Genomic DNA, 24,213 nt, shown 5'->3' on the forward strand with positions numbered 1-24,213 from the left:
CCTCGCGCGCCGGCCGTGCCCCCCCAGGGCACAGGTGCTCCGCGGGTCAGGGCGCCGCCCCTGCGGGCACGGCCGGCGACGCGGCGTCCCGTGCCGCGCCGAGGCGTGCCCAGACGTGCTTGCCCTCGGCGACGAACCATCCCACGTCGAGCGCGAGCCGCTGCGCCAGGACGAGCCCGAACCCGCCGTCGCCCGGGAGCCGCGGGGCGGCCACCACGGGGGCCCGGCTCGTGTCCTGGTCGATCACGTCGACGATGTACTCCTCACCGTCCGTGAGGAGCTGGACGGTCGTCGGTGGGCGTCCGTGCCGCAGCGCGTTCGTGGCCAGCTCGCTCGCGACCAGGACGATCTTCTCCGAGACCTCGGCCATCGCGCCGTCGGGGGCCAGCGGACGCCCTGTCAGCTCCTGGTGCAGCGACGTGCGCAGGATCGAGAGCTCGTCGAGCGAGTCGAGCTGCCAGACGCGGACCACGCGGAAGGTCTCGGGCGGACGGGACGAGGGGATCGTGGTGTCCATGGGCGTTCCTCCGTGGTTGCCGGGCTGTGTACGTGCGTGGTGTGCGGGTGCGACGCCGCGGCCGGGGGTGGTGGCCCGTGACGTCGGGACGGTCAGTCGACGAGAGTGAACTGCGAGATGACGCCGCTGATCTCCAGCAGGTCCCGGATGCGATCCGGTACCCCGACCAGGACGGGTTGTTCGCCACCTCCTAGCACCGAGAGGTACAGCAGGCGCAGACCCCCCGAGTCCATGAAGGTGACCTCGGTCAGGTCGATCGTGACGGGACCCTCCGCGCGCTGGACGGAGCGGGCGAGGTCGCCCTCGGAGCGGTCCTGGACCGCGGCGTCGACCTCTCCCCACATGGTCCACCGAGGACCGGAGTCGTCGATACGGACTCCACCTTGCATCGTCTGATCAGGCACTGATCGCCTCTCGCTCGTCTCGTGCGGCCGCGTCACCCGCCGCGCGACGGACGGGCACCCGTGCCAGGTTACGGAACTCCGGGCCGAGGTTCCTCCCGGGGCGTGTCTCGTCACGGGACCTGCACACCGCGGCGGGCGTCGTCAGGCGCGTCATCCCGGGCATGATGGCCTCATGAAGGTCTCGCGCAGGTCGCACGTCCCACCGTTCGCCGTCATGGAGGTGCTCGCCGCGGCCAACGCGCGCCGCGACGCGGGCGAGTCCGTCCTCAACCTGTGCGCCGGGGAGCCCGCGACGGGGGCCTCGGACGTGGTGCGACGCCGCGCGATCGACCTCCTCGAGTCGGGGGACCTGGGCTACACCGAGGCCATGGGCGTGCCCGCGCTGCGCCAGGCCATCGCCGACCACTACGAGCGGACGTACGGCGTGGTCGTCGACCCGGCGCGCGTCGCGGTGACGACCGGGTCGTCGGGCGGTTTCATGCTCGCGTTCCTCGCGGCGTTCGACGCCGGGGACCGCGTCGCGCTCGCCCGGCCGGGGTACCCCGCCTACCGGAACATCCTCGCGGCCCTCGGGTGCGAGGTCGTCGAGCTCGACTGCGGCCCCGAGACCCGCTACCAGCCCACGGTCTCCCAGCTCATGGAGGCCTACTACGAGGGCGGCCTCGACGGGCTCGTGATCGCGAGCCCGGCGAACCCGACGGGGACCATGATCCCGCCGGCCGAGCTGGCGGCGCTCTCGGCGTGGTGCACCGACCACGACGTCCGTCTCGTCAGCGACGAGATCTACCACGGGATCGTCTACGCGGACCCGGCCTCGCCGGCCGGGGAGACCGCGACCGCGGCGCAGTACCTCGACGACGGTGCGGTCGTCGTCAACTCCTTCTCGAAGTACTGGGCCATGACGGGCTGGCGGCTCGGGTGGCTGCTGCTGCCCGAGGACCTCGTGGGCGCGGTCGACGCGCTCGCGGGCAACATCGCGCTCAGCCCGCCCGCGCTCGCCCAGCACGCGGGCGTCGCGGCGTTCTCGCCCGAGGGGTACGCCGCCGCGGCGGAGAACGTCGCCCGGTACGCGGACTCGCGCGCGCTCGTGCTGGACCGGCTCGACGACCTGGGCTGGGACCCGGTCGCCCCGGCGGACGGCGCGTTCTACGTCTACGCGAACGTCGCGGCGTCGGGGCTCGACTCGGTCACGTGGTGCGAGCGGCTGCTCACCGACACGGGGGTCGCGCTCACGCCCGGCACGGACTTCGACGGCGTGCGCGGGGGCGAGTGGGTCCGGTTGTCGTTCGCGGCCGCGCCCCAGGTCGTGGCCGAGGCCGTCGACCGGATCGTGGCGTGGCGCGCGGCGGGGTACCGGCGGGCGTGACGGGCGTCAGGCCGCCAGGTCCACCGAGCGCACCTGAGCGGCGGGCACCTCGAGGGGCACGACGACGGCCTGGGTCGCGCGACGCCGTCGGGCCTTGACGAGCACCACGATGGCCTGACCGCCGATCACGATCCACACCACGTTCGCGACCGCCGACGGCCACACGCCGTTGACCGCGGCGACCAGGCACATGAGCCCGGCGCCGACGAAGTTCGTGAGCTGGAACCGCAACGAGTCGCCCGACCAGCGGCCACGCGTGACCATCGCGTACGCGGTGACCGCGGCGATCGCACCGACCCATCCGAGCGGGGTCACGACCATGTCGACGAGGGAGGGGGAAGCGGACATGGCGGTCTCCGGGCAGGGGTCACGAAGGGATCGGGGAGGGGGGACCTGGTGGGAGCTGCGACGCTGCAGCGACCAGGGGGATCGTGGGCGCCAGCCCCTTTTGAGGAGGACCGGCCGGCGCCACGTCACAAGTGTGGCCCCGAAAATCATTCAGCACAATTGAAGAACTCTGACGTGGCCGTTTAGCATCTCTACATGGCCACGGACCCACGAAGACTTGGTTTCCTGCTTGCCGTGCACCGAGCCGGAGGTGTCCTGGCTGCGGCCGACATGCTGCACGTGACGCCCTCTGCCGTGTCTCAGCAAATAGCGCGTCTGGAGGCCGAGGAGGGCATCCAGGTCCTCGACCGCGGACCCCGGGGCGTGACCCTCACGCCCGCGGGCCGCATCCTGGCCGACGCGGCGGAACGCATCGAGGCCGAGATGGTCGAGGCCCGCAAGGCCATCGTCGCGATGAGCGAGGAGATGACGGGCACGGTGTCAGTCGGCTCGTTCCAGACGGCCATCCGCGCGGTCGTCGGCCCGACCTTCGCATCCCTCGAGACGCGCTACCCGGGCGTCGAGCTCGACGTCCAGGAGCTCGAGCCCGCCGACGCGCTCCGGCTGCTGCGCACGGGCGACCTGGACGTCGTGCTCCTCGAGCGCGACGAGGATGCCGACTCCCCCGCCCCCCGCGGCATGCGTGAGGTCCCGCTGCTCGACGAGCCGTGGCGCGTCGTCGTGCCCGCGACGTTCCCCACGCCCGCCCGCCTCGACGACGTGAGCGACGCCGTCTGGCTGGGCCCCGAGCCCACCACGGCCGCGGCGCGCGCCCTGCGCCGCCTCTCGCGCACGCTCGGCACGACCCTGCGCACACGCCACTCGTACTACGACTTCGACGTCGCGCTCGCGCTCGTCGCAGCCGGGCAGGGCGTCGCGATGCTCCCGGCGCTCGCGGTCCAGGGAGAGATGCCCGACGGCGTCACGGTCGTCCCGCTGCCGGGCCTGGGTTCGCGACGGCTCGTCGCGCGCCACCGGGCGACCCGGCACGAGCCGCGTCCCGTCGTGAACGCGGTCATCGACGAGATGGTCGCGGCGGCCTCGGCGATCGAGCTGGGGTGAGTCCCGGCCCGCGTCTCAGCGCGCGGCCACGGCGAGCTCGCCGTCGTCGAGGACCGTGAGCTCGTCGAGCAGGCGCGTGAGGGTGCTGACCGACCGGTCCCACCTGCTCGACCGCGGGTCGACGGGGGTGTCCGCCCCGGCCGGGACGGCGTCGGGCTCGGCGAGGTGCCGCGGGACGTAGGTGCTGGTCGACTGCTGGGCCTGCGTACTGCTGTCCATACCGGGTGATTCCCCCTCGGGGCGCTCGCGACGATCCCCGTCGCACGCGCACGACGAGGTGAGCACCTCATCCTTCCCGGACGACCGGTGGGGCAGAGGAGGCGCGCCCCACGACCGTGCGCGGGTCAGTGGGGAGTGTCGTGGAGATCGTGTGGGAAACGGTCGCAGCGCGCGTCGGCGCCTCTCCTCCTACCGTTGCAGTGTGCGCCCCTCGCGAAGCACGACCGCTGCGCTCGTCGCGGCCCTCGCCGTGCTGCTCGGACTCCCCCTCGCCCTGCTCGTCGCTGCCCCGGTGGGGGCCGTGACCACGGCAGGCTGGGCCGCCTGGGACCCGCTCGCGGGCAGCGGGGGGAGCTTCACGACCACGGTGCGGCTCCCCGCGGGTGGCTTCCCCGCCGCGACCGTCACGTCCGACTCACGGTCGGGCCAGGTGGGCGTCCAGTCGGGTGCGAGCTCGTGGCTCGGCGCGACGACGCCCGTCGGGGCGACGTACGGGTCGAGCCAGGGGCAGCCGTACCTGAACCTCCGCCCGCGCGCCGACTCGCCGAGCGCGCCGTCGACCACGACCTACACGTTCGAGCGCCCGACCCCGGCCGGAGGATGGACGTTCGTGCTGGGAGACATCGACGCCGACCAGGTCACGGTGAGCGCGCGCGGTCTCGCGGGCCGGCTCCTCACGGGCGCCGAGCTGGGCTATCGCGGCAGCTTCAACTACTGCGCCGTGACGCCGGGCCCTGCGTGCACGGGCACCGACGTGCCCACGTGGGACCCCGCCACAGGGGTGCTCGTCGGGAACGCGACGGCCACCGACACGTCCGGCGCGTCCGCCTGGTTCGAACCCACGGTGCCCGTCACGAGCCTCACGTTCCTCTTCCAGCAGCGCTCGGGCTTCCCGGTCTACCAGACCTGGTTCGCCTCGCTGGCCCGCGACGTCAGCGGCACCATCACCCTGCAGGGCGGGGGGCCGCTGGCCGGTGCCACGCTCTCTCTCCTCTCGCCCGAGGGCGTCCGGCTCGCGACGACGACCTCGGCCGAGGACGGGACCTACGGCTTCGCCGGGTACACCGCGGCCGACGGCTGGACGGTCGAGGTGACCCCGCCGCCCGACCCGGACGGGCCGGGGCTGATCGTCGAGGGACCGTCCCGGCTCCCCGCGGACCTCGCCGACGAGGACGCGACGGGTGTGGACTTCCTCGTCCGAGAGATCGTCCCGGTCCCCGTGAGCGGCGCGGTCCGCACCGACGGGGGCCGGCCGGTGCCCGGTGCGACCGTCACGATCGACAGCCCGGGCGGTCCCTCGTTCACGGCGACCACCGACTCCCAGGGGCTCTACCTGGTCGACCAGGTGCCTGCAGGGCCGCACACGATCACGCTCACCCTGCCCGAGGGCTTCCCGGTCGCTCCCCCGCCGATCCAGATCGAGGTCCCCGAGGCCTCCGAGGTGCCGATCACGGACCAGGACTTCGTGGTCCCGACCCTCCCGTCGCTCTCCGGGACCGTGACCGCGGGCGCCGCGGGGGTCCCGGGGGTCGTCGTGACCTTCACGGGGCCGGGCGGGGTGACGGGCAGCGCCGTCACGGGCGCCGACGGCGGCTACCGGTTCGAGCAGCTCCCCGCGGGCCCGTACACCGTCGCCGTGGCTCCCCCGACGGGGTTCACGGTCGAGGGGGCCGGGACCCGCGCCGTCACCGTCGGGGCCGACGACGTGACCGGGATCGACTTCGCGCTCGCGCGCCCCGGCGCGATCGGCGGCACGGTCACCGACGACCAGGGGGCGCCCGTCCCGGGCGCCGTGGTCCTGGTGAGCGGCCCCGACGGGGACACCTCGTCGACGGCCGACGACGCGGGGAGCTACTTCGTCGACGGCCTGCCCGCGGGCGACTACGCGATCACGCTGACCGTGCCCGACGGCTACACGGGCACCGGGCCGGTCGAGCGCGTCGTGACGCTCACCGACGCGGGCGAGTCCCGGCTCGACCAGGACTTCGCGGTCGCCACGGCCGACCCGCCCGTCGACCCGCCCGTCGACCCGCCCGTCGACCCGCCCGTCGACCCGCCCGTCGGCCCCGGCGGCGCGCCCGGCGGGGGCACCGTGCCCGACGGCGGCACCTCCACCGCGCGCCCGGCCCCCCAGCACCTCGCGGCGACGGGGCCCGACGCGGGCGCTCTCCTCACGGTCGGGCTCGCCCTGACGACCACCGGAGTGCTGGTGGCAGCGGGCGGACGGAAGCTGCGCCGTCGGGCGTGAGGGACGCGCTCACCCCTCCGGACACCGCTCCCGCAGCCGGACCGCGGCCAGGACACCCCCGGCGTAGCCTGCTCGGATGGACGTTGCAGTGCTCGGTGCGACCGGGGACGTCGGACGGCAGGTGTGCACGCAGCTCGTCGAGCGGCGCATCCTGCCCCCGACCTCCCGCCTCCAGCTCGTCGGACGCCCCGGCGGGGCGTCGGGGCGCGCGGTCCACGGCCTGCGGGCGGACCTCGTGGACGCCTACGACGAGCACGCACCCCTGATCGACGTGGCCCACTCCCCCGACGACGTCGTGGCGGACGTGATCGTCGTCGCGGCGGGAGCCACGTCCCCCGCTCGGGCGGGAGCCTCGCTCGACAGGACCCGGCTCGCGCTCGGCAACCGCGAGGTCTTCGCCGGCTACGCCGACGCGATCGCACGGCACGGCTCGGGGCACGAGGTCGTGATCGTGGTGTCGAACCCCGTCGAGGTGGGCGTCGCGGTCATGGCGCGGACGCTCGGCGCGCACCGCGTGGTCGGGATGGGCGCGTGGCTCGACACGCTGCGCTTCCGGCGCGAGATCGCCGCCGAGCTGGGCGTGCGGCGGCACCGCGTGGGCGGGTTCGTCGCAGGGCAGCACGGTGAGGACGCCGTCCCGCTGTGGTCGACGGTCCGCATCAGCGGCCACGACCCCGCCGAGCGCGAGCGCACGCTGCGGCGCCTGCGCCGAGGCCGCACGCTCGACGCCTTCCCGCGCGAGATCGCCCAGGCCCAGGCCGAGCTCGTCGAGGTCGCGGCCGTCGACGTCGGGGCGGCCTACCGGCTGATCGACACGTGGCCCGCGGACCTGCGCCTCGTCGCGCGCCCGTGGATGACGCACCAGAGCGGCGCCAAGACCGCGACGGCGACCGCCGCCGCGACAGCCGACCTGGTCGAGGTCGTGCTCGACGGCCGCGAGACCGTCGTCGCCGGCCAGGTCGCTCTCGACGGAGAGGTGTCGCTCGCGGGCCGACCGCTGCAGGGAGTGCTGGGCGTACCGCTCGTCCTGGGCCCCGAGGGGTGGACGCGCGTCCTCCTGGACCCCTTGCCCGACGACGAGGCGCGCCGCCTGCGAGGAGCGGCGGCAGCCGTGGGGGCGTCGTTGCGGTCGGCGGGGATCGAGGACGGGGCCCGGGCCGGCTCCGGCGACGACCTCCCCTCCGAGGAGGTCGGGGTCGAGGAGGCCGGGATGGAGGGCGACCAGGTCGGCCAGGCCGGCCAGGCCCGCTCCCGTGAGCGGATCGTGGCCGTCGACGGGCAGGGCGCCCGGGACGGTGCGCCCGCGCCCGAGTCCTCGTGGGCCGCCCAGGTCCACGGACTGCATGGCGTCGGCACCCTCACGGGCCTCGCGGGCGTCTTCTCGACGCGTGGCGTGAGCTTCGAGTCGTTGGCGACCGAACCCGTCGACGGTGACGGCGACGCCGGGACGATCCACGTGACCTTCCGGGCGACCCGTCGACGTGCCCGCGCGCTCGAGCGTGCGGTGACCCGCCTCGCGACGGTGCGCTCCGTCGTCGTGCAGGAGACCACCGACCGGCCGTCCTCGCCGCGGGCCCGCGCCGACCGCTAGGCTAGGACCCGCACGACCACAACCACATACTGCTGCTCGAACCACTGCGGGAGAGCCCGGCCACCTCAGGGTGAGGTCGGCGCCGAAGGAGCAACTCCTCCCCGAGAAACTCTCAGGCCGACGTACCGCGGTGGCGAGGCAACTCTGGAAAGCGGTGACCCCGTCCCCCTCGGGGGGCGAGTCCCCTACCGACGGTGCAAGCCGGCGCGCCCCGGGTCCGCGAGGACCATGGCGGACCGGCAAAACTCTCAGGTCGACGCTGCGCGTCCGATGACAGAGCGGGGAGGAACTGGTGGGCTCCCGAGCCTGCCGCCGTCTTCCTCGCCGACCCCCGGAGACCTCCGTGACCCAGCAGTCCAGCGACGCGTTCGACCGCGCGCACTTCCCGTTCCGCCACATCGGCCCCCGTCCGGTCGCTGCTGACGCGAGCGACGTTCCCACGGGCGAGGTCGCGGCGATGCTCGCCGAGCTCGGCTACGACTCCCTCGACGCCCTGGTCGACGCAGCGGTCCCGGACTCCATCCGCACCGACCGCCCGCTCGACCTGCCGGCCGCGCGCACCGAGACCGAGGTCCTCGCGGACCTGCGGGCCATCGCGGCGAAGAACGTCGTCAAGAGGCAGATGATCGGGCTCGGCTACTACGGGACCATCACTCCCCCGGTCATCCGCCGCAACGTGCTCGAGTCCCCCGCCTGGTACACGGCCTACACGCCGTACCAGCCGGAGATCTCGCAGGGGCGCCTCGAGGCGCTCCTCAACTTCCAGACCGTGGTCCTGGACCTCACGGGGCTCGAGGTCGCGAACGCGTCGCTGCTCGACGAGGCCACCGCTGTCGCCGAGGCCGTGGCGCTCATGTGGCGCGCGGCCAAGGGCGGGGCGGGCGTGGTGGCGCTCGACTCGGAGCTGTTCCCCCAGACGGTCGCGGTGACGCGCGCCCGGGCCGAGTCGGTCGGCCTGCCCGTGGTCGTCGTGGACCTGTCGCAGGGCCTGGCAGCGGGCCTCGCGGCGGCCGGTGCCGCGGACGAGAAGCTCATCGGCGTGGTGCTCCAGCAGAGCGGCGCCTCGGGCGTGGTCCGGGACCTGCGTCCTCTCGTCGCGGAGACCAAGGACCGGGGTGGCCTGGTGACGATCGCCGCCGACCTGCTCGCCCTGACGCTGCTCGTCTCGCCCGGAGAGCTCGGCGCGGACGTCGCGGTGGGGTCGGCCCAGCGCTTCGGTGTCCCGCTCTTCTACGGCGGCCCGCACGCGGCGTTCATGGCGGTCCGCAAGGGCCTCGAGCGGTCGCTCCCCGGGCGTCTGGTCGGCGTGTCGGTCGACGCGGACGGGGACCAGGCCTACCGGCTCGCTCTCCAGACCCGTGAGCAGCACATCCGCCGCGAGAAGGCGACGAGCAACATCTGCACCGCACAGGCGCTGCTCGCGATCGTCGCGTCGATGTACGCGGTGTACCACGGGCCCGCGGGGCTCCGGGAGATCGCGGAGCGCGTCCACTCGCGTGCCGTGGCGCTCGCCAACGGCCTGCGCGCCGCGGGCGTCGAGGTCGGGCACGACGTCTTCTTCGACACGGTCTCGGCCGTGGTCCCGGGCCGCGCGGCGGCACTCGTCGCTGCCGCCGCAGACGCCGGCATCAACGTGTACAACCCGGACACGCATCATGTACAGATTGCGTGCGACGAGACCACGACGCCCGACGACGTCCTCGCGCTGGTCGAGGTGTTCGCCACGGGCCAGGACCTCGAGTTCGAGGGCGGCGGCAGCGTGCTGCCGGCAGACCTGCTGCGCACGACGGACTACCTGACGCACCCGGTGTTCCACCGGCACCGCTCCGAGACCGCGATGCTGCGCTACCTGCGCTCGCTCTCGGACAAGGACCTGGCGCTCGACCGCACCATGATCCCGCTGGGCTCGTGCACCATGAAGCTCAACGCGACCGCGGAGATGGAGGCCATCTCGTGGCCCGAGTTCGCGGACGTGCACCCGTTCGTCCCGGCCGAGCAAGCCCTCGGGTACGCCGAGCTGATCGAGGGGCTCCAGTCGCAGCTCGCCGAGATCACGGGGTACGCGGGCGTCTCGGTCCAGCCCAACGCGGGGTCGCAGGGTGAGTTCGCGGGCCTGCTCGCGATCCGCGACTACCACCGCTCGTGCGGCGAGGAGGGGCGCGACGTGTGCCTCATCCCCGCGTCGGCGCACGGCACCAACGCGGCGTCGGCGGCTCTCGCGGGCATGCGTGTCGTGGTCGTCGCGACGTCCGAGAAGGGGGAGGTCCAGCTCGACGACCTGCGCGCCAAGCTCGAGCAGCACGGCCCCCAGGTCGCCGCGATCATGATCACCTACCCCTCGACGCACGGGGTCTACGAGGAGCACGTGCGCGAGGTCTGCGACCTTGTACATGCTGTTGGCGGACAGGTGTACATCGATGGGGCGAACCTCAACGCGCTCGTCGGCCTGGCCCGCCCGGGCGAGTTCGGCGGCGACGTCTCGCACCTGAACCTGCACAAGACCTTCTGCATCCCGCACGGCGGTGGCGGCCCCGGCGTCGGGCCCGTCGCCGTGGCCGAGCACCTGGTGCCCTTCCTGCCGGGGGACCCGCTCACGGGCGAGGGCGCCTCGCCGGTCTCGGCCGCGCCGTTCGGCTCGGCAGGCATCCTGCCGATCTCCTACGCGTACGTCGCCCTCATGGGGCCCGACGGTCTCGAGGCCGCGACCAAGACGGCCGTGCTGGCCGCGAACTACCTGGCCAGCCGCCTGACCGAGCACTTCCCCGTGCTGTACACCGGCGAGACGGGCCTGGTCGCGCACGAGTGCATCCTCGACCTGCGCGGCATCACCGCGCAGACCGGAGTGACCGCCGAGGACGTCGCCAAGCGCCTCATGGACTACGGCTTCCACGCCCCGACGCTGTCGTTCCCGGTCGCGGGCACGCTCATGGTCGAGCCGACCGAGAGCGAGGACCTCGCCGAGCTCGACCGATTCGTCGACGCGATGGTCGCGATCAAGGCCGAGATCGACCAGGTCGCCGCAGGTACCTGGGCCATCGAGGAGTCCCCGCTGCGCGGGGCGCCCCACACGGCCGCTGCCGTGATCTCGGACGCGTGGGACAAGCCGTACTCGCGCGAGGTCGCGGCCTACCCGCTCGCGGCGCTGCGAGCCGGCAAGTACTGGCCGCCCGTGCGCCGCATCGACGGCGCCCGGGGGGACCGCAACCTCGTCTGCTCCTGCCCCCCGATCGAGTCGTACTCCTGAGGTCGACCGGTCCGGCGCGCCCCCCCGGTCGTGCCGGACCCGGCCGGCCCCCGGCCCCCCCCCCCTGGGGGAGCGAGCGTGACGCAGAGGTCACGTCGCCCCGGCTCCCCCGAGAGGAACACCATGACGGAGTCCGAGCAGCACACCACGGCCGCTGACCGCCTCAGCCCGCTCCACGACGAGCACGTCGCCCTGGGAGCCTCGCTCACGAGCTTCGGCGGCTGGCAGATGCCGCTGCGGTACACGAGCGACCTGGCCGAGCACCGTGCCGTGCGCGAGGCGGCCGGCCTGTTCGACCTCTCCCACATGGGGGAGATCGAGGTCAGCGGGCCCCAGGCCGCCGCAGCCCTGGACCGGGCGCTCGTCGGCAACCTCACGGCCGTGGCCGTGGGTCGTGCGCGGTACACCATGATCTGCGCCGAGGACGGCTCGGTCCTGGACGACCTGGTCGTCTACCGCCTGGCCGAGGAGACGTTCCTCGTCGTGGCCAACGCGGGGAACGCGCCGTTGGTGACGCAGGAGCTGGTCCGCCGGTGCGCGGGCTTCGACGCGACCGTCACCGACCAGGCTGAAGAGACCGCGCTCGTCGCGGTCCAGGGGCCCCGCGCCGAGGAGATCGTCACCTCGCTCGTCGCCGCTGACGACGTACAGACCGTCAAGGACCTGAAGTACTACGCGTCGGTCTCGGTGCGGGTCGCAGGTCTCGACACGTTGCTGGCCCGCACCGGCTACACGGGCGAGGACGGGTTCGAGCTGTTCGTCCCGGCCGAGCACGCGCGGGAGCTGTGGCAGGCCGTGCTGACGGCGGGGGAGCCCCTGGGGCTCGCCCCGGCAGGTCTCTCGGCCCGCGACTCGCTGCGCCTCGAGGCGGGCATGCCCCTCTACGGGCACGAGCTCGACACCACCACCACGCCGTACGAGGCGGGCCTCGGGCGCGTCGTGAAGCTCGACAAGGTCGATGCCGAGGGCAACCCGCTCGAGTTCGTCGGGCGCGCTGCGCTCGCGTCGCGCAAGGGCGCACAGCCCGCGCGCGTGCTCGTGGGCCTCCGCGGACTCGGCAAGCGTCCCGCCCGCGCGGGCTACGCCGTCGTGATCCCGGGCAAGGACCCCGACGTGCAGATCGGGTTCGTGACCTCGGGAGCGCCCTCGCCCACGCTCGGGTACCCGATCGCGATGGCGTACGTGACCCCCGAGTTCAGCGCCGAGGGCACCGAGCTCGCGGTCGACGTCCGTGGTCGCGAGGAGCCGGTGGTGATCGTGCCCATGCCGTTCTACCGTCGTCCTCAGGCGTCCTGACCGTCGTCGGACCGGTCCTGACGCCCGGTCCTGGCGTCAGGACCTGCCCCGCGCAGCGCACCGCCCCCGTTCTGCGGGCCACACGGCCCGCCCCCGTCCAGCACCCGCACCAGCACACCAGGAGCCCCCATGGCCGACTTCCCCGGCAACCTGCAGTACACCGCCGAGCACGAGTGGCTCGACGCCTCGAACCCGGCCGTCATCGGCATCACGAGCACGGCCGCCGAGGCGCTCGGTGACATCGTCTACCTCGAGCTCCCCGAGGTCGGGGCGGCCGTCACGGCCGGCGCGGTGATCGGCGAGGTCGAGTCGACCAAGTCGGTCTCCGAGCTCTACTCCCCCGTCACGGGGACGGTGGCCGAGGTCAACCAGGCCGCGATCGACGACCCGTCGCTCGTCAACGCCGAGCCCTTCGCGGGTGGCTGGCTCATCAAGGTCGACGTGACCGAGACGGGCCCCGTGCTCACGGCCGAGGAGTACAGCGCGCTCGTGGGCGGCTGACGGACAGCAGCGATGATCTGCGTCCGGCGACGGACGCGCCTCGGAGGGCCGGTTTCGCGACGACGTCGCGGGCCGGCCCTCCGGGCGTCCCGGGTGCGTTCGGGTTGTGAGTCACGCACGCTCGGCCCAAACTGTGAGGCGGGTCACAATTCTCGTCGCAACGCGACAAGGGTGATCTGGGACACATGGGAGATACCACCTGCTACCGCTCGTCGCGGGTAGAAATCGCTCTGACCAGCGGAAATGCACCGTACCTGCGATGCTCACGCGCCGCTCGGCAGAGCAATCCAGATTGAGGGTGAAAAACCGCGTCATGAATCGACGACTGGGCCATCTCTCCCAGTAGCAGCAAGGCGCCGGATCGATCCATGACGCGATGGAGAGACCGGTCAGCACATGGAGGAAGCATGAGCATCATCGAACTGGCCCGGACCGAGTCGCCGGCAACCCAGCTCTCAGCCCCGCTCACCCGTCGTGAGCACGTGGTGCTGTCGAACCTCTCCGAGGACATCACCCTGGAGCAGATCGCCACCAAGCTGTTCGTGACGCGCAACACCGTCAAGTCGCAGGTGCGCAGCCTCTACCGCAAGCTCGGCGTCTCGACCCGCGCAGAAGCGGTCGAGTGGGCCAAGGCTGCCGGGATCCGCTGAGCCGGTCCCGCACCGGCACCGTCGCCCGCCGACATCTGTCGGCGGGATCGTGAGCCTCGGCCGGGTCGCCGCGTGTGACCAGCCGGACACGTCCCGGGTCCTGTCCCGTCATGTCCGGCGTGAAACACTCCGCGTATGACTCTCCGCCGACTCGTGGTCGCCGCGGCCGTCGTCGACGACCTCGCCACGCCCCGCCTCCTGCTCGCCGCGCGCCGTTCCCGGCCGATCGAGCTGGCCGGGCGCTGGGAGTTCCCCGGCGGCAAGGTGGATCCGGGGGAAACCCCCGTCGAAGGGCTGCACCGTGAGCTCCGCGAGGAGCTCGGTGTGCAGGTCGAGCTCGGAGCCGAGCTCCTCGGGCCCGACGACGGGGGCTGGAACATCACGGACCGTCACGTCATGCGCCTGTGGCTCGCGCGCGTCGTCGCCGGTGAGCCCGAGCCCCTGGTCGAGCACGACGCGCTGCGCTGGCTCCCTGCGGGCGAGTGGGAGAGCGTCGACTGGCTCGACGGTGACGTCCGGATCGTCGAGGCGCTCAGCGAATGGGTCGCCAGGGAAGCCGTCTGACCCAGGTCTCGACCTGCCGTCTGCTCCGCAGCCGCACGAGCGCGACGGGCGGGTCCTGCCGGGCCGCGACCACCGGGAGGTCACGCAACGAGCGTCGCGTCGACCACGCCCACCGGACGATGTGGTCGCGGTCCGTGAAGATCGTCCAGAGCGACGGCTCGACGTTCCCGTTCCACAGCACCTCCTTGTGCCGGGCCCGGCGCACGGTCCTCGTCACGACCTGACGCATGGTGGTCAGGGTGGGGAGGTCGAGCCACACGACGAGCTCGGCCTCGTCCAGCAGGAGCGGGCGCACGGCGCGGTACTGCCACTCCATGACGAACGCCTCCTGCCCGACGGCGGCCCGCACGTCCTCGACGAACGTCGCCCGGGGAGTCCAGTCGGGTCCGTGGAAGAGCGCGTCGATCTCGGTGTGCGGCAGGTCGAGCCGTGCGGCGAGCCGTCGTGCAAGGGTCGTCTTGCCCGAGCCCGAGACCCCGGCGACGAGGATGCGGCAAGGGATGTGCCCGAGGTGCGCGACGACGTCGTCCTGGGGTCCGAGGGTCGAGTGCACCCCGGGACACTACCCGACGCCGTGCGGGTGCGGCGTGCGAGGAGTCAGCCGTCGGCGGGCTCGCGGGCGGGGGAGTCGTCGGCGGGGGCATCGGCGGCCGGTACCGACTGCTCGCCCAGGTGCTTCGGGGTCCAACCGGTGCTGACGGCCCCGATCATCTGCGGGGGAGTGTGCTTGCGGGCCCACGCCTTGAACACGAGGTACATGACGATCACGAGGATGTACCGGAGGTTCGCCAGGAGCAGCTGGGCCGTGGGCTCGCCGCACCCGAGCGTGGCCGACGTGTCGTTGAGCGAGTGGACCACCATGACGAGCAGGATCCCGCCGAGCGCGGCAGGTGTCCCCTTGCGGCCGTACAGGTGCCAGGCCCGCCACGCGATCGCGACCGCGATGCCCGTGAAGAGCCAGTGGAAGGGCGAGACGCCGAAGATGCGTGCGACCTGGGCTGCGATGACCGACGTGGTGGTGACGGCCGGGGTCTCGCCGCCGCAGAAGGCCGGCCCGGACGCCGCAGCCATCTGGTATGCGTAGAGCGTGGTCTCGGCGATCGCGAACCCGAACCCGGAGGCCAGGCCGATCGCCACGCCCACGCGCGGGTTGCGGTAGGTGCCGAGCAGGAACAGGGCGATGGGCACGAGCAGCTTGGCAGTCTCCTCGGTGAGCCCGACGAGGTTCGCGGAGAGCGAGATGCCGCCGATCGAGCCGGTGAGGTTGTTGAGGTTCATGCCCACGAGGAAGGTGGCGCCGGCCGTGGCGACCGCGACGGCCACGACCTGGCGGAGCCCGATCAGGTCCCGGAGAGCGAGCTGGCGGTCCACGAACCCGTAGAAGGCCCAGCAGACCAGGGCCATCGCCCCCAGAAGCGTCCGCGGAAGTGGTGGCCGCGGTCGGCCGCCTCGTCGCCGTCGGTGACGCGGGCCGTCCAGGCCTGTCCGTCCCACAACCGGCGCCGTGGTGACCTGGCGGCGGGGTCGGGGAACCACCGGGCCGGGGGCGCGTCGGTCGGCCGCGGCGCCAGGCGCCAGGCGGCGTAGAAGCCGGCGACGAGCAGGACCGCACCGAGCACGTTGAGCAACATCATGACTGCAGCCAATCACTGAGATCTGTCGAAGAACGGAGGAACCTCACGACACGCCGCCGGTCGGCCCGGCGGTGGCTTCTCGTGTCCTCATGTCTCGAGCCTCTCGCGCGCCCTGGTGCGGGACGTCGGTCCCGGTGGTGATCTTCCGACCGGCCCGTACTGCGTGCGTGGTAGGCGTCTGACCTGCGTGGACGCGCCCGCGGGCGCCGAGCCCCGGGTATCGTCGAACGGTGGACCCTGCCCCTTCGCGACCGACCGGCACGAGCCGTGCGCGGGTCGCCCGGGCGACGGCGCGCTGGAGAGGACTTCCCCCGCCGGTGCGCGACGCGGTCGGGGCCGTGGTCGTCCTCGTCGTGCTCGCCACGCCTCAGGTCGTCGCGCCCGAGCGGTACCCGAGCACCGTGGTCTCGGTCGTCGCGCTCGTCGTCGCGTGCGGGGGACTCGTGTGGCGTCGGACGAACCCGCTGCTCGCGGTGGGCGTCGCCCTGGTCGCGATGGTCGGGTCCGCCGCGATCGACGCCGACTCGTCGCTCGCGTTCGGCCCCGGGCTCGTCGCGATCTACTCGGTCGCGGCCTACGCCGGGCGCCGTGAGGCGGTGCTCGCGACGCTGGCCACCGTCGTCGCGTACCCGGCGGTGCTCGTCCTCGTGGGCGGCCTGGACCCCACGGGTTCCTACGTCGTGCTCGTCGTGGTCCTGATCGTCCTGGCCGCAGCGCTGGGCGCGGCGATCGGCGCTCAGCGCGCCGTCGTCTCCTCGGCACGCGACCGTGCCGCGCGCGCCGAGGAGAGCCGTGAGGCAGAGGCGGCCCGCCGCGTCACCCAGGAGCGGCTGCGCATCGCGCGCGAGCTGCACGACGTCGTCGCGCACCACGTGGCGGTCATCAGCGTGCAGGCGGGTGCGGCCGAGGCGCTCTTCGACAAGCGCCCCGACATGGCCCGGGAGGCGATCGGCCACGTGCGCGACGCGGGGGAGAGGGTCCTGTCCGAGATGTCCTCGCTGCTGCACCTCCTGCGGGACGACGACGAACCGGGCGACGCCACCCCCGCGCCGGGGGTCGCCGACCTTCCGCGCCTCCTCGACGAGGTGCGGTCCACCGGCCTCGAGGTCGTCGAACGGACCACGGGCGCCCCGCGCAGACTGCCCCCGGTGCTGGACCTCACGGTCTACCGGGTGGTCCAGGAGGCGCTGACCAACGCGCACCGGCACGGCACCGGGCGGGCCGACCTGAGCGTGGTGCACAGTGAGGGCTCGGTCGTCGTCGAGGTCGTCAACCCCGTTCCGGGACGCCCGGGGCAGGGCGGGGCCGCCCTGCACGGGAGCGGCCTGGGGCTCGTGGGGCTGCGGGAACGTGTGGCCGCGGTCGGCGGCTCGGTCGAGACCGGCTCGCGCGACGGGTCCTGGGTCGTGCGGGTCCTGCTCCCTGTGCCCGCCGTGCCTCTCGTGCCCGCCGACGATCCGGCTCGGTCCGGTGCCACCGACCCCGCGCAGTCCACCAGCCAGGAGGCCCCGTGACCGTCCGTGTGCTCGTCGTCGACGACCAGGAGCTCATCCGGGCGGGCTTCGCCGCGCTGCTCGGGGTCAGTGACGGGATCGAGGTCGTGGGGGAGGCGGCCGACGGGGCCCGGGCGGTCGAGCTGGCACGAGACCTGCGGCCCGACGTCGTCGTGATGGACCTCCGGATGCCGGGGACGGACGGGATCTCCGCGACCGCGCAGATCGTCGGCGACCCCGATCTCGCGGAGGTCCACGTGCTCGTCCTGACGACGTTCGAGGACGACGAGCACGTGATCGGAGCGCTGCGCGCCGGCGCGGCCGGGTTCCTGGGCAAGGGTGTGCGCCCACAGGTCCTCGTGGACGCGGTGCGCACCGTCGCTGCGGGGGACTCGCTCCTGTCCCCGCAGGCCACCCGGAGCCTGATCGCACGGGCGGTCACGACCGAACCGCGGCCCCGCGTCGACGGCGAGGCCTTCCGGTCGCTCACCGACCGTGAGCGCGAGGTCGTGCTCCTGGTCGCCCAGGGGCTGAGCAACGACGACATCTCGGCGCGGCTGCACGTCACGCCGCTCACGGCCAAGACGCACGTGAACCGAGCGATGTCGAAGCTCGGGGCCCGTGACCGGGCCCAGCTCGTGGTCCTCGCGTACCGGTCGGGGCTCGTCACGGGCGAGGCCTGAGGACCTGCAACGGGCTCTGGCGGCGGGCGGGCTCCGAGGGTTCGGTCCCGGCGTGGAGAGGTCGACCTGACGCGCGGGCCGGGCCTCGCGCGTCCTGCTCGTCCCCGGGCGACGCCGTTCGGCGTGCGGACCGTTCGGAACTGTGCCCTACTACTGAGCGGTAGGTTTCAACTTTTGATTGACAGGCGATAGAAGTCGGCCTAGATTCCTACCAGGTGGTCGAGGAAGACCATCTCGGTAGCAGGTAGATACACCGCATTCCAGGAACTTCCGGGCCGCTCACGCTGTGTGAGCGTTCATCCGTCGGGGCGACCCGGCGTTCAGCCGGTGCCACCCGACAGCGATGACGGAGAACACCACCACTCGACGGCGAGGGGAGGACGACGACGGTGGCGAGGGCGGGAGTGCCCGGGGAGCCACCTCCACGTGACACAAAAGACCGGACCACCCGTGATCCCGCTGTCTCAGCAGCGAGCGGTGGCCCGGTCCGGCGATGAACCCCCATGAGGAGCTGCATCACTGTGAAGTCTATTCCTGCACGAAGGACCGCGAGATCAAGGGTGGTCGCCGCGTCTCTCGCGGGCGTCCTGGCCCTGTCGGGCCTCGCGGCCGCGACGGGCCCCGCGACGGCCCACGACGGCGTCGACCACGGCAGCGAGCCCGGCGCGGAGGCCGCGCTCGACTGGTCCAACTACGAGAAGATCCTGCTGACCAAGGACGTCGGCGAACCGATCGACCTCGCGATCCTGCCCGACGGCAAGATCCTGCACACCGCACGCAACGGCGACGTCCGGCTCACGGACCCCGAGACCGGTGTCACCGCCATCACCAACAAGATCCCCGTCTACGCGAACTCGGAGGACGGTCTCCAGGGCATCGGGATCGACCCCGACTTCGCGGAGAACGGCTGGGTCTACCTCTCCTACGCGCCCCTGAGCGGGACCCCGACGGGATCGGCCCCCAACACGCTCCCGGCCGGTGCCGACGAGAGCTACTGGGACCAGTGGAAGGGCGTCAACCGGCTCTCCCGGTTCAAGTGGACGGGCACGGGCCTCGACCTGGCGTCCGAGCAGAAGATCATCGACATCGAGGTCCAGCGCGGTCAGTGCTGCCACGTCGGCGCAGACATGGACTGGGACGCCGACGGCAACCTCTACCTGTCGAGCGGTGACAACACCCCCGCGAGCGCGCCCGGTGCCAACGGCTTCACGCCCAACAACGACGCGCCCGGCATGAACCCCGGACTGGACTCGCGCCGCGGCGCGGGCAACACCAACGACCTGCGCGGCAAGATCCTGCGCATCAACGTCCAGGAGGACGGCTCCTACACGATCCCCGAGGGCAACCTCTTCCCGGTCGGTACCGAGAAGACCCGCCCCGAGATCTTCGTGATGGGTGTCCGCAACCCGTTCCGCATCGACGTGGACCCCGAGACGAACAGCCTCTCGTGGGGCGACTACGGCCCCGACGCGGCCAACGCCGACCCGGCACGTGGCCCCATGGGCTACGTCGAGTGGAACACCGTGAGCCTCGACGACCCGCACAACGCGGGCTGGCCCTTCGTGCACGGGCCCAACGCGCCCTACAACGAGTGGAACTTCGCGACGAGCACGCCCGGGGCCTTCTTCGACCCGGCCGCGCTCAAGAACAACTCGCGCTGGAACACGGGCCTCGTCGACCTGCCCCCGGCACGCGAGGCGACCCTCTACTACGGCGACCGCCCCGGCGACCAGCCGTGGGACGAGCTCGTGAACTTCGGCACCGGCAGCGGCCAGGCGCCCATGGGCGCCCCCGTCTACCACTACGACGCCGAGAACCCCTCGACGTCCAAGCTCCCGGAGTACTGGGACAACAAGGCGTTCTTCGGTGAGTTCTCGCAGGACTACCTCGCGGCCTTCACGGTCGACTGGGAGACCTACGAGGTCACGCACATCGAGGACTTCACGCCCAACGCCCAGCTGGCCAAGAACGCCCAGCCGCTCAACGACAACATGATCGACATGGAGTTCGGCCCCGACGGCTCGCTCTACGTGCTCGACTACGGCGACGGGTTCTTCCGCGCCAACCCGGACGCCGGCCTCTACAAGGTGTCCTACGCCGAGGGCAACAAGGCCCCGCAGGCCCGCTTCACCGCGACCCCCAACTCGTCGTCCGAGGCCCCGCTCACCGCGGCCTTCGACGCGAGCAGCTCGAGCGACCCCGACGGCGATGCCCTCACGTACCAGTGGGACTTCGACGGCAACGGGACGTTCGACGCCACGGGAGTCACCGCGAGCCACACGTACACGACCCTCGGTCAGTACAACGCCCGCCTGCGCGTCACCGACGCCAAGGGCAAGTTCACGCTGACCTCCAAGGTCATCTCGGTCGGCAACCAGGCCCCCGAGGTCACGGTCGACTACCCCGGTGACGGCTCGTTCTTCAGCTGGGGCCAGGCCGTCCCGTTCAAGGTCTCGACGAACGACGCCGAGGACGGCACCGCGACGGCCTGCAACCGCGTGGCGTGGACCTACGGTCTGGGCCACGACGAGCACGCCCACCCCGAGGTCTCGGGCACGGGCTGCACGGGTGCCTGGAAGACGTCGCCGGACTCGCCGCAGCACGGTGAGGGCGCGCACATCTACGGCGCCGTCGTCGTCTCCTACACCGACAACGGCCACAACGGCCTGCCCGCCGCCCCCGGCGAGGCGACCGTCCAGCTGAACCCGTTCGTCCAGCAGGCCGAGCACGCCAAGAGCAAGGGCGTCGTGGCCTACGAGGACGAGACCGCAGGTGCCGGTCAGGCGATCCGTGGCCTCGGCAACGGTGACCACCTGTCCTACAGCCCGGTGAACTTCGCCGGGATCACGGGCGTCAAGGTCGTCGCCAACGGTGGCGGGCAGCTCCAGCTCCGCTGGGGTGCGGCCGACGCCGCGCCGTTCGCCACGGCCCAGATCCCCGCCGGCGCAGGCTGGAAGGAGGTCACGGTGCCGTTCACGAACGCCCCGCAGGGTTCGGGCACGCTCTTCGTGACCTCGGCCAACGAGCTGGCCGTCGACTCGTTCGACTTCCAGGGCGTGGGCGTCGGCGACGTCAAGGCGCCGACGATCAAGCACACGCTCGACCCGGCAGCGCCCACGGGCGTCGGCGGCGTCTACAACAAGGCCGTGCGCATGAACCTCGACGTCAAGGACGACGGCGCTCTCGCGAGCGTCCAGTACTCGACCAACAACGGCCAGTCCTGGACGAACGTGGCCGCGGCCAGCGGCGCGTACAGCGTCAACTTCACGACCAACGGCGTGCGGAACCTGCAGTACCGCGCGACCGACACGGGCGGCAACGTCTCGGTGGTCGGGTCGGTCTCGTTCACGATCGACCTCGCGGCGCCGAACGAGCCCACGGTCTCGTCGGTCACCAAGGTCGCCGTGCCGGCAGCCCGCGTCTCGTTCGGGGCACCGGGCGAGGCCACGGTCACCGTCACGGGCGAGGGTGGCACGCCGACCGGCGACGTCGTCCTGACCTCGGGTGACACCGAGGTCGGTCGCGGGACCCTCGTCGACGGCGTGGCCACGGTCGCGCTCGACCCGACGCTCGCCGTCGGGACGCACACCCTCAAGGCGAGCTACCAGGCCGACCAGGTCTTCAAGAAGTCCTCGGCGACCGTGCGCCTCACGGTCGCCGCGGCCTCCTCGACCGTCTCGGGCTCCGTCTCGCCCAACCCGGTCAAGCCGTCGATCGCCGCCAAGGCGACCATCTCGGTCGAGAGCTCGACGGGTGTCGTCGCCACGGGCGACGTCACGGTCACCGTCAAGCGCAACAACGCCACGGTCGCGACCCGCACCGGGACGCTCGACGCCGAGGGCGACGTCGTCGTGACGCTCCCGAAGCTCCCCGAGGTCGGCACCTACAAGGTCGAGATCGCCTACCAGGGCTCGACCGGCGTCACCAAGAGCGCGACGTCGCTCAACCTCACCGTCCGCAACTAGGCACGTGGTGGCCCGGGGCTCGCGCCCCGGGCCATCGAACCTCACCTCGAAGGAGAGACATGAGTTCACACGAGCACCACCACGAGTCCATCCCGGCTCGCCCGATGAGCCGGCGGAACCTGCTCAAGGCCCTCGCGGCCTCGACGGTCGCCGTCGGTGTGGGCGCGGCGATCGGCCCGACCGCGGCGTCCGCCCTGGGCGGCGTGGCCGCAGCACCGAGCAGCGGCCGCAACCGCCTCGTCCCCGTCAACCGCATCGGCATCCAGCTCTACACGGTGCGCGACAAGGTCAGCTCGCTCGGCTTCCGGGCCGTGTTCGAGGAGCTCGCCGACATCGGCTACTCCGAGGTCGAGTTCGCGGGGTACACGCAGGGCAACGTCGGCGCGATCACCATCCCGGAGATCCGCCAGCTGCTCGACGACAACGGCCTGCGGGCCGTCGGTACGCACGCGACCCTCAACCCGGGCAACATCGACGCCGAGATCGAGAAGGCGCTCATCCTCGGGATGCCGCACATCGGTCAGGGTGGCCCCATCAACAACACCCCGACCGTGGCCGCCTGGACCGCCGCGGCGAACACGTGGAACCAGATGGGCGTCAAGACCAAGGCCGCAGGCCTCAAGCTCTACGCCCACAACCACGACGGCGAGTTCCGCTTCACCACGGACGACCCGACGCGCCGCGTGTACGACCTGCTGTGGGACGAGTTCGACCCCGAGCTCGTCTTCTTCGAGATGGACGTCTTCTGGGCGCACGTCGGCAAGCACAAGTACCCCGGGTTCGAGCCCATCGACTACATCAAGCGCGACCCGCGCCGCTTCCCGATGCTCCACCTCAAGGACGGCAAGACCAACACGGGCAGCGCCAACGGCTACGACATCATCGAGTTCGGCGAGGGCAACATCGACTACCAGGCCTTCCTGTCGCAGCTGCGCACGCGCGGCCAGCACTTCGGCCTGTTCGAGCAGGACAACGCCAGCTCGGTCGCCGCGCCGCCGAACCCCCTGAACTCCCTGGGCAACGCACGGCGCAGCTACACCTCCATCTACGGCCTTCGCGGCTGAACCACCGAGAAAACAGGAGATTCGCCATGAAGTGGAAGGTTTCAGCAGCCGCTGCCGCAGCGTTCGCGCTGATCGCGGTCGGTGCACCAGCAGCGCACGCCGCCGTCGCGAGCTGCACGACCGAGCTCGACGACACGGTCATCGCGGGCGACCTGGTCGTCCCCGCGGGCGCGACCTGTGTCCTCGGCGGGACCACGGTCCAGGGTTCGATCACGGTCGGTGACGACGCGTGGCTCGACGCGACCGAGGCCGTCATCGAGGGCGACGTCGTCGCGACCGACGCCTACGGCGTCCTGATCGACGGGGCGAGCGTCGGGGGCGACATCAGCTCGTACACCGCCGGCTCGCGCGTCGGGTTCCTCTACCTGTACGACCTGCGCGTGGGCGGCAGCGTCGCGGCGGGCGGGGTCGACGTCGAGATCTCGGACTCGAAGATCTCGGGCAACCTCTCGACGCAGGCCGCGACGTACGTCGACCTGCTGCGCACGAGCGTGAACGGCGACGTGACGCTCGGCGACAGCGACTTCGGCGTGAGCGTCGGCGGCGCGGTCGTCGGGGGCAGCCTGTCCGTGACGGGCACGTCGCGTGACGCGCTGGTCGGCGCGACGAGCGACGGGTCTGCGGACCAGTGGGGCAACACGGTGGGTGGGGACCTCGTCCTGACCGGCAACACCGCCAACCTCCAGGTCGCGGGCACCACGGTCCACGGGGCCGTGCGTCTCGCGGACAACGCACCGGCCGCGAACTTCGGTCCGGGCAACACCGCGGGCTCGGTCGAGGGCGACCTCACCGGCACGGCCCCCGGTGCGCTCGCGGCGGGCGACCAGTCGGTCGCCGTCGTGATCCCCGAGCCCCGTCCGGGCGAGCTCACGTGGAGCCTCGAGGGCTCCTCGGGTCTCGTCGACCTGGGCGTGGCCGAGGAGCAGGGCGACCACTTCGCGGCCTCGGGCGACCTCGTCCCGGTCCGCGTCACGGACACCCGCATCAACGCCCCGGCGTGGTCGGTGTCCGCACAGGTCGGCGACTTCGTCGCGGGCGGCGAGACGGTGTCCGGCAAGTACCTCGGCTGGACGCCCGCGCTCCAGGAGAACGACGGCGGAGCGGTCGCGGGTGCGGCCGTCGCCTCGGGCTTCGTCGAGGGTGACGGCCTGTCCGTCGCCCGCACCCTGGGCAGCGCGGAGGCCGGGCACGCCCGCGGCGCCGCGGTCATCGGGGCGGAGCTCGACCTGAAGCTCCCGCTCACGGTGAACGAGGGGACCTACAACGCGACGCTGACGCTGACGGCGCTCAGCTAGTCACGTCGTGATCGTGGGTGGGGGGGGGGG

General features: G+C 72.4%; 21 protein-coding genes and 1 riboswitch. Of the genes, 14 read left to right on the forward strand and 7 right to left on the reverse strand.

What is annotated here, in order from left to right:
* Positions 1-46 precede the first annotated feature (46 nt).
* Together H9641_RS05825 and H9641_RS05830 are read right to left on the reverse strand one after the other, a co-directional pair.
* Entirely contained in the window at positions 47-517 is a 471-nt protein-coding gene (locus H9641_RS05825; protein ID WP_191801834.1) for an ATP-binding protein, read from the reverse strand.
* A 92-nt stretch (positions 518-609) separates the two neighbouring features.
* Positions 610-921, reverse strand: a complete 312-nt coding sequence (locus H9641_RS05830) for an STAS domain-containing protein (RefSeq protein WP_318244398.1) — start codon at positions 919-921, stop codon at positions 610-612.
* A gap of 172 nt (positions 922-1,093) precedes the next feature.
* Here H9641_RS05830 and H9641_RS05835 point away from each other — a divergent pair, with 172 nt between their 5' ends.
* On the forward strand, positions 1,094-2,287 hold the full coding sequence (locus H9641_RS05835) for an aminotransferase class I/II-fold pyridoxal phosphate-dependent enzyme (RefSeq protein WP_191801836.1): 1,194 nt from the start codon (positions 1,094-1,096) through the stop codon (positions 2,285-2,287).
* 6 nt (positions 2,288-2,293) lie between these two features.
* Here the strand turns inward: H9641_RS05835 and H9641_RS05840 are convergent, their stop codons facing one another.
* Positions 2,294-2,635, reverse strand: coding sequence for a CBU_0592 family membrane protein (locus tag H9641_RS05840; RefSeq protein ID WP_191801838.1), 342 nt, complete (start codon positions 2,633-2,635; stop codon positions 2,294-2,296).
* Positions 2,636-2,830: 195 nt separating this feature from the next.
* On the opposite strand from H9641_RS05840, the gene H9641_RS05845 reads away from it, so the two are divergent.
* Entirely contained in the window at positions 2,831-3,736 is a 906-nt protein-coding gene (locus H9641_RS05845; RefSeq protein WP_191801840.1) for a LysR family transcriptional regulator, read from the forward strand.
* 15 nt (positions 3,737-3,751) lie between these two features.
* Here the strand turns inward: H9641_RS05845 and H9641_RS05850 are convergent, their stop codons facing one another.
* Positions 3,752-3,955 carry a hypothetical protein gene (locus H9641_RS05850; protein ID WP_191801842.1) on the reverse strand — a complete coding sequence of 68 codons (204 nt, stop codon included), beginning with the start codon at positions 3,953-3,955 and terminating at the stop codon, positions 3,752-3,754.
* A 202-nt stretch (positions 3,956-4,157) separates the two neighbouring features.
* Between H9641_RS05850 and H9641_RS05855 the strand changes: the two genes are divergently transcribed.
* From H9641_RS05855 to H9641_RS05885, 7 genes are all read left to right on the forward strand, one after another.
* Positions 4,158-6,203 carry an MSCRAMM family protein gene (locus H9641_RS05855; RefSeq protein WP_318244399.1) on the forward strand — a complete coding sequence of 682 codons (2,046 nt, stop codon included), beginning with the start codon at positions 4,158-4,160 and terminating at the stop codon, positions 6,201-6,203.
* 76 nt (positions 6,204-6,279) lie between these two features.
* On the forward strand, positions 6,280-7,794 hold the full coding sequence (locus H9641_RS05860; protein ID WP_191801844.1) for a lactate/malate family dehydrogenase: 1,515 nt from the start codon (positions 6,280-6,282) through the stop codon (positions 7,792-7,794).
* Positions 7,795-7,831: 37 nt separating this feature from the next.
* A riboswitch (glycine riboswitch) is annotated at positions 7,832-7,932 on the forward strand.
* A 205-nt stretch (positions 7,933-8,137) separates the two neighbouring features.
* Positions 8,138-11,038, forward strand: coding sequence for an aminomethyl-transferring glycine dehydrogenase (gcvP, locus tag H9641_RS05865; RefSeq protein ID WP_191801846.1), 2,901 nt, complete (start codon positions 8,138-8,140; stop codon positions 11,036-11,038).
* Between the two features lie 123 nt (positions 11,039-11,161).
* On the forward strand, positions 11,162-12,334 hold the full coding sequence (gene gcvT / locus H9641_RS05870; RefSeq protein ID WP_191801848.1) for a glycine cleavage system aminomethyltransferase GcvT: 1,173 nt from the start codon (positions 11,162-11,164) through the stop codon (positions 12,332-12,334).
* Between the two features lie 129 nt (positions 12,335-12,463).
* Positions 12,464-12,835 carry a glycine cleavage system protein GcvH gene (gene gcvH, locus H9641_RS05875; protein WP_191801850.1) on the forward strand — a complete coding sequence of 124 codons (372 nt, stop codon included), beginning with the start codon at positions 12,464-12,466 and terminating at the stop codon, positions 12,833-12,835.
* A gap of 407 nt (positions 12,836-13,242) precedes the next feature.
* Positions 13,243-13,485 (forward strand): LuxR C-terminal-related transcriptional regulator, encoded by a 243-nt coding sequence (locus tag H9641_RS05880; RefSeq protein ID WP_191801852.1) that lies wholly within the window; start codon positions 13,243-13,245, stop codon positions 13,483-13,485.
* 135 nt (positions 13,486-13,620) lie between these two features.
* A complete protein-coding gene (locus H9641_RS05885) occupies positions 13,621-14,049 on the forward strand; it encodes a (deoxy)nucleoside triphosphate pyrophosphohydrolase (protein ID WP_191801854.1) in 429 nt (142 codons plus the stop codon).
* On the opposite strand, the gene H9641_RS05890 is transcribed toward H9641_RS05885, so the two are convergent.
* Genes H9641_RS05890 through H9641_RS20005 form a run of 3 tightly spaced genes read right to left on the reverse strand, consistent with a single transcriptional unit; the run spans position 14,018 to position 15,683 of the window.
* Positions 14,018-14,602, reverse strand: coding sequence for a P-loop NTPase family protein (locus tag H9641_RS05890; RefSeq protein WP_318244400.1), 585 nt, complete (start codon positions 14,600-14,602; stop codon positions 14,018-14,020). The genes H9641_RS05885 and H9641_RS05890 overlap by 32 nt on opposite strands.
* A 44-nt stretch (positions 14,603-14,646) precedes the next feature.
* Positions 14,647-15,453, reverse strand: a complete 807-nt coding sequence (locus H9641_RS05895) for a PrsW family glutamic-type intramembrane protease (protein ID WP_225220034.1) — start codon at positions 15,451-15,453, stop codon at positions 14,647-14,649.
* Entirely contained in the window at positions 15,390-15,683 is a 294-nt protein-coding gene (locus H9641_RS20005; protein WP_225220035.1) for a DUF2510 domain-containing protein, read from the reverse strand. Before H9641_RS20005 ends, H9641_RS05895 begins: the two co-directional genes overlap by 64 nt.
* Before the next feature lie 230 nt (positions 15,684-15,913).
* On the opposite strand from H9641_RS20005, the gene H9641_RS05900 reads away from it, so the two are divergent.
* The 5 genes from H9641_RS05900 (at position 15,914) to H9641_RS05920 (ending at position 24,183) form a co-directional block, all read left to right on the forward strand.
* Positions 15,914-17,197 carry a sensor histidine kinase gene (locus H9641_RS05900; protein ID WP_191801856.1) on the forward strand — a complete coding sequence of 428 codons (1,284 nt, stop codon included), beginning with the start codon at positions 15,914-15,916 and terminating at the stop codon, positions 17,195-17,197.
* Positions 17,194-17,859: a response regulator transcription factor gene (locus H9641_RS05905; protein ID WP_191801858.1), complete on the forward strand. Its 666-nt coding sequence runs from the start codon at positions 17,194-17,196 to the stop codon at positions 17,857-17,859. Before H9641_RS05900 ends, H9641_RS05905 begins: the two co-directional genes overlap by 4 nt.
* Positions 17,860-18,419: 560 nt before the next feature.
* Positions 18,420-21,824 carry a PQQ-dependent sugar dehydrogenase gene (locus tag H9641_RS05910; RefSeq protein WP_318244401.1) on the forward strand — a complete coding sequence of 1,135 codons (3,405 nt, stop codon included), beginning with the start codon at positions 18,420-18,422 and terminating at the stop codon, positions 21,822-21,824.
* A gap of 59 nt (positions 21,825-21,883) precedes the next feature.
* Complete coding sequence (locus tag H9641_RS05915; RefSeq protein WP_225220036.1) at positions 21,884-22,888, forward strand: TIM barrel protein; 1,005 nt, start codon at positions 21,884-21,886, stop codon at positions 22,886-22,888.
* Between the two features lie 26 nt (positions 22,889-22,914).
* The gene (locus H9641_RS05920) at positions 22,915-24,183 is read left to right on the forward strand and encodes a hypothetical protein (protein WP_191801863.1); all 1,269 of its coding nucleotides are present in this window, start codon (positions 22,915-22,917) and stop codon (positions 24,181-24,183) included.
* Positions 24,184-24,213 lie beyond the last annotated feature (30 nt).

Origin of the sequence: Oerskovia merdavium (assembly GCF_014836755.1) — a bacterium.
Lineage (GTDB): Bacteria > Actinomycetota > Actinomycetes > Actinomycetales > Cellulomonadaceae > Oerskovia > Oerskovia merdavium.

What these genes read in the sequence shown, in the direction of transcription:
- H9641_RS05825 (WP_191801834.1), bottom strand. Translation starts at nt 517, where the DNA reads ATGGACACCACGATCCCCTCGTCCCGTCCGCCCGAGACCTTCCGCGTG.
- H9641_RS05835 (WP_191801836.1), top strand. Translation starts at nt 1,094, where the DNA reads ATGAAGGTCTCGCGCAGGTCGCACGTCCCACCGTTCGCCGTCATGGAG.
- H9641_RS05840 (WP_191801838.1), bottom strand. Translation starts at nt 2,635, where the DNA reads ATGTCCGCTTCCCCCTCCCTCGTCGACATGGTCGTGACCCCGCTCGGA.
- H9641_RS05845 (WP_191801840.1), top strand. Translation starts at nt 2,831, where the DNA reads ATGGCCACGGACCCACGAAGACTTGGTTTCCTGCTTGCCGTGCACCGA.
- H9641_RS05850 (WP_191801842.1), bottom strand. Translation starts at nt 3,955, where the DNA reads ATGGACAGCAGTACGCAGGCCCAGCAGTCGACCAGCACCTACGTCCCG.
- H9641_RS05860 (WP_191801844.1), top strand. Translation starts at nt 6,280, where the DNA reads ATGGACGTTGCAGTGCTCGGTGCGACCGGGGACGTCGGACGGCAGGTG.
- gcvT (WP_191801848.1), top strand. Translation starts at nt 11,162, where the DNA reads ATGACGGAGTCCGAGCAGCACACCACGGCCGCTGACCGCCTCAGCCCG.
- gcvH (WP_191801850.1), top strand. Translation starts at nt 12,464, where the DNA reads ATGGCCGACTTCCCCGGCAACCTGCAGTACACCGCCGAGCACGAGTGG.
- H9641_RS05880 (WP_191801852.1), top strand. Translation starts at nt 13,243, where the DNA reads ATGAGCATCATCGAACTGGCCCGGACCGAGTCGCCGGCAACCCAGCTC.
- H9641_RS05885 (WP_191801854.1), top strand. Translation starts at nt 13,621, where the DNA reads ATGACTCTCCGCCGACTCGTGGTCGCCGCGGCCGTCGTCGACGACCTC.
- H9641_RS05895 (WP_225220034.1), bottom strand. Translation starts at nt 15,453, where the DNA reads ATGGCCCTGGTCTGCTGGGCCTTCTACGGGTTCGTGGACCGCCAGCTC.
- H9641_RS20005 (WP_225220035.1), bottom strand. Translation starts at nt 15,683, where the DNA reads ATGATGTTGCTCAACGTGCTCGGTGCGGTCCTGCTCGTCGCCGGCTTC.
- H9641_RS05915 (WP_225220036.1), top strand. Translation starts at nt 21,884, where the DNA reads ATGAGTTCACACGAGCACCACCACGAGTCCATCCCGGCTCGCCCGATG.
- H9641_RS05920 (WP_191801863.1), top strand. Translation starts at nt 22,915, where the DNA reads ATGAAGTGGAAGGTTTCAGCAGCCGCTGCCGCAGCGTTCGCGCTGATC.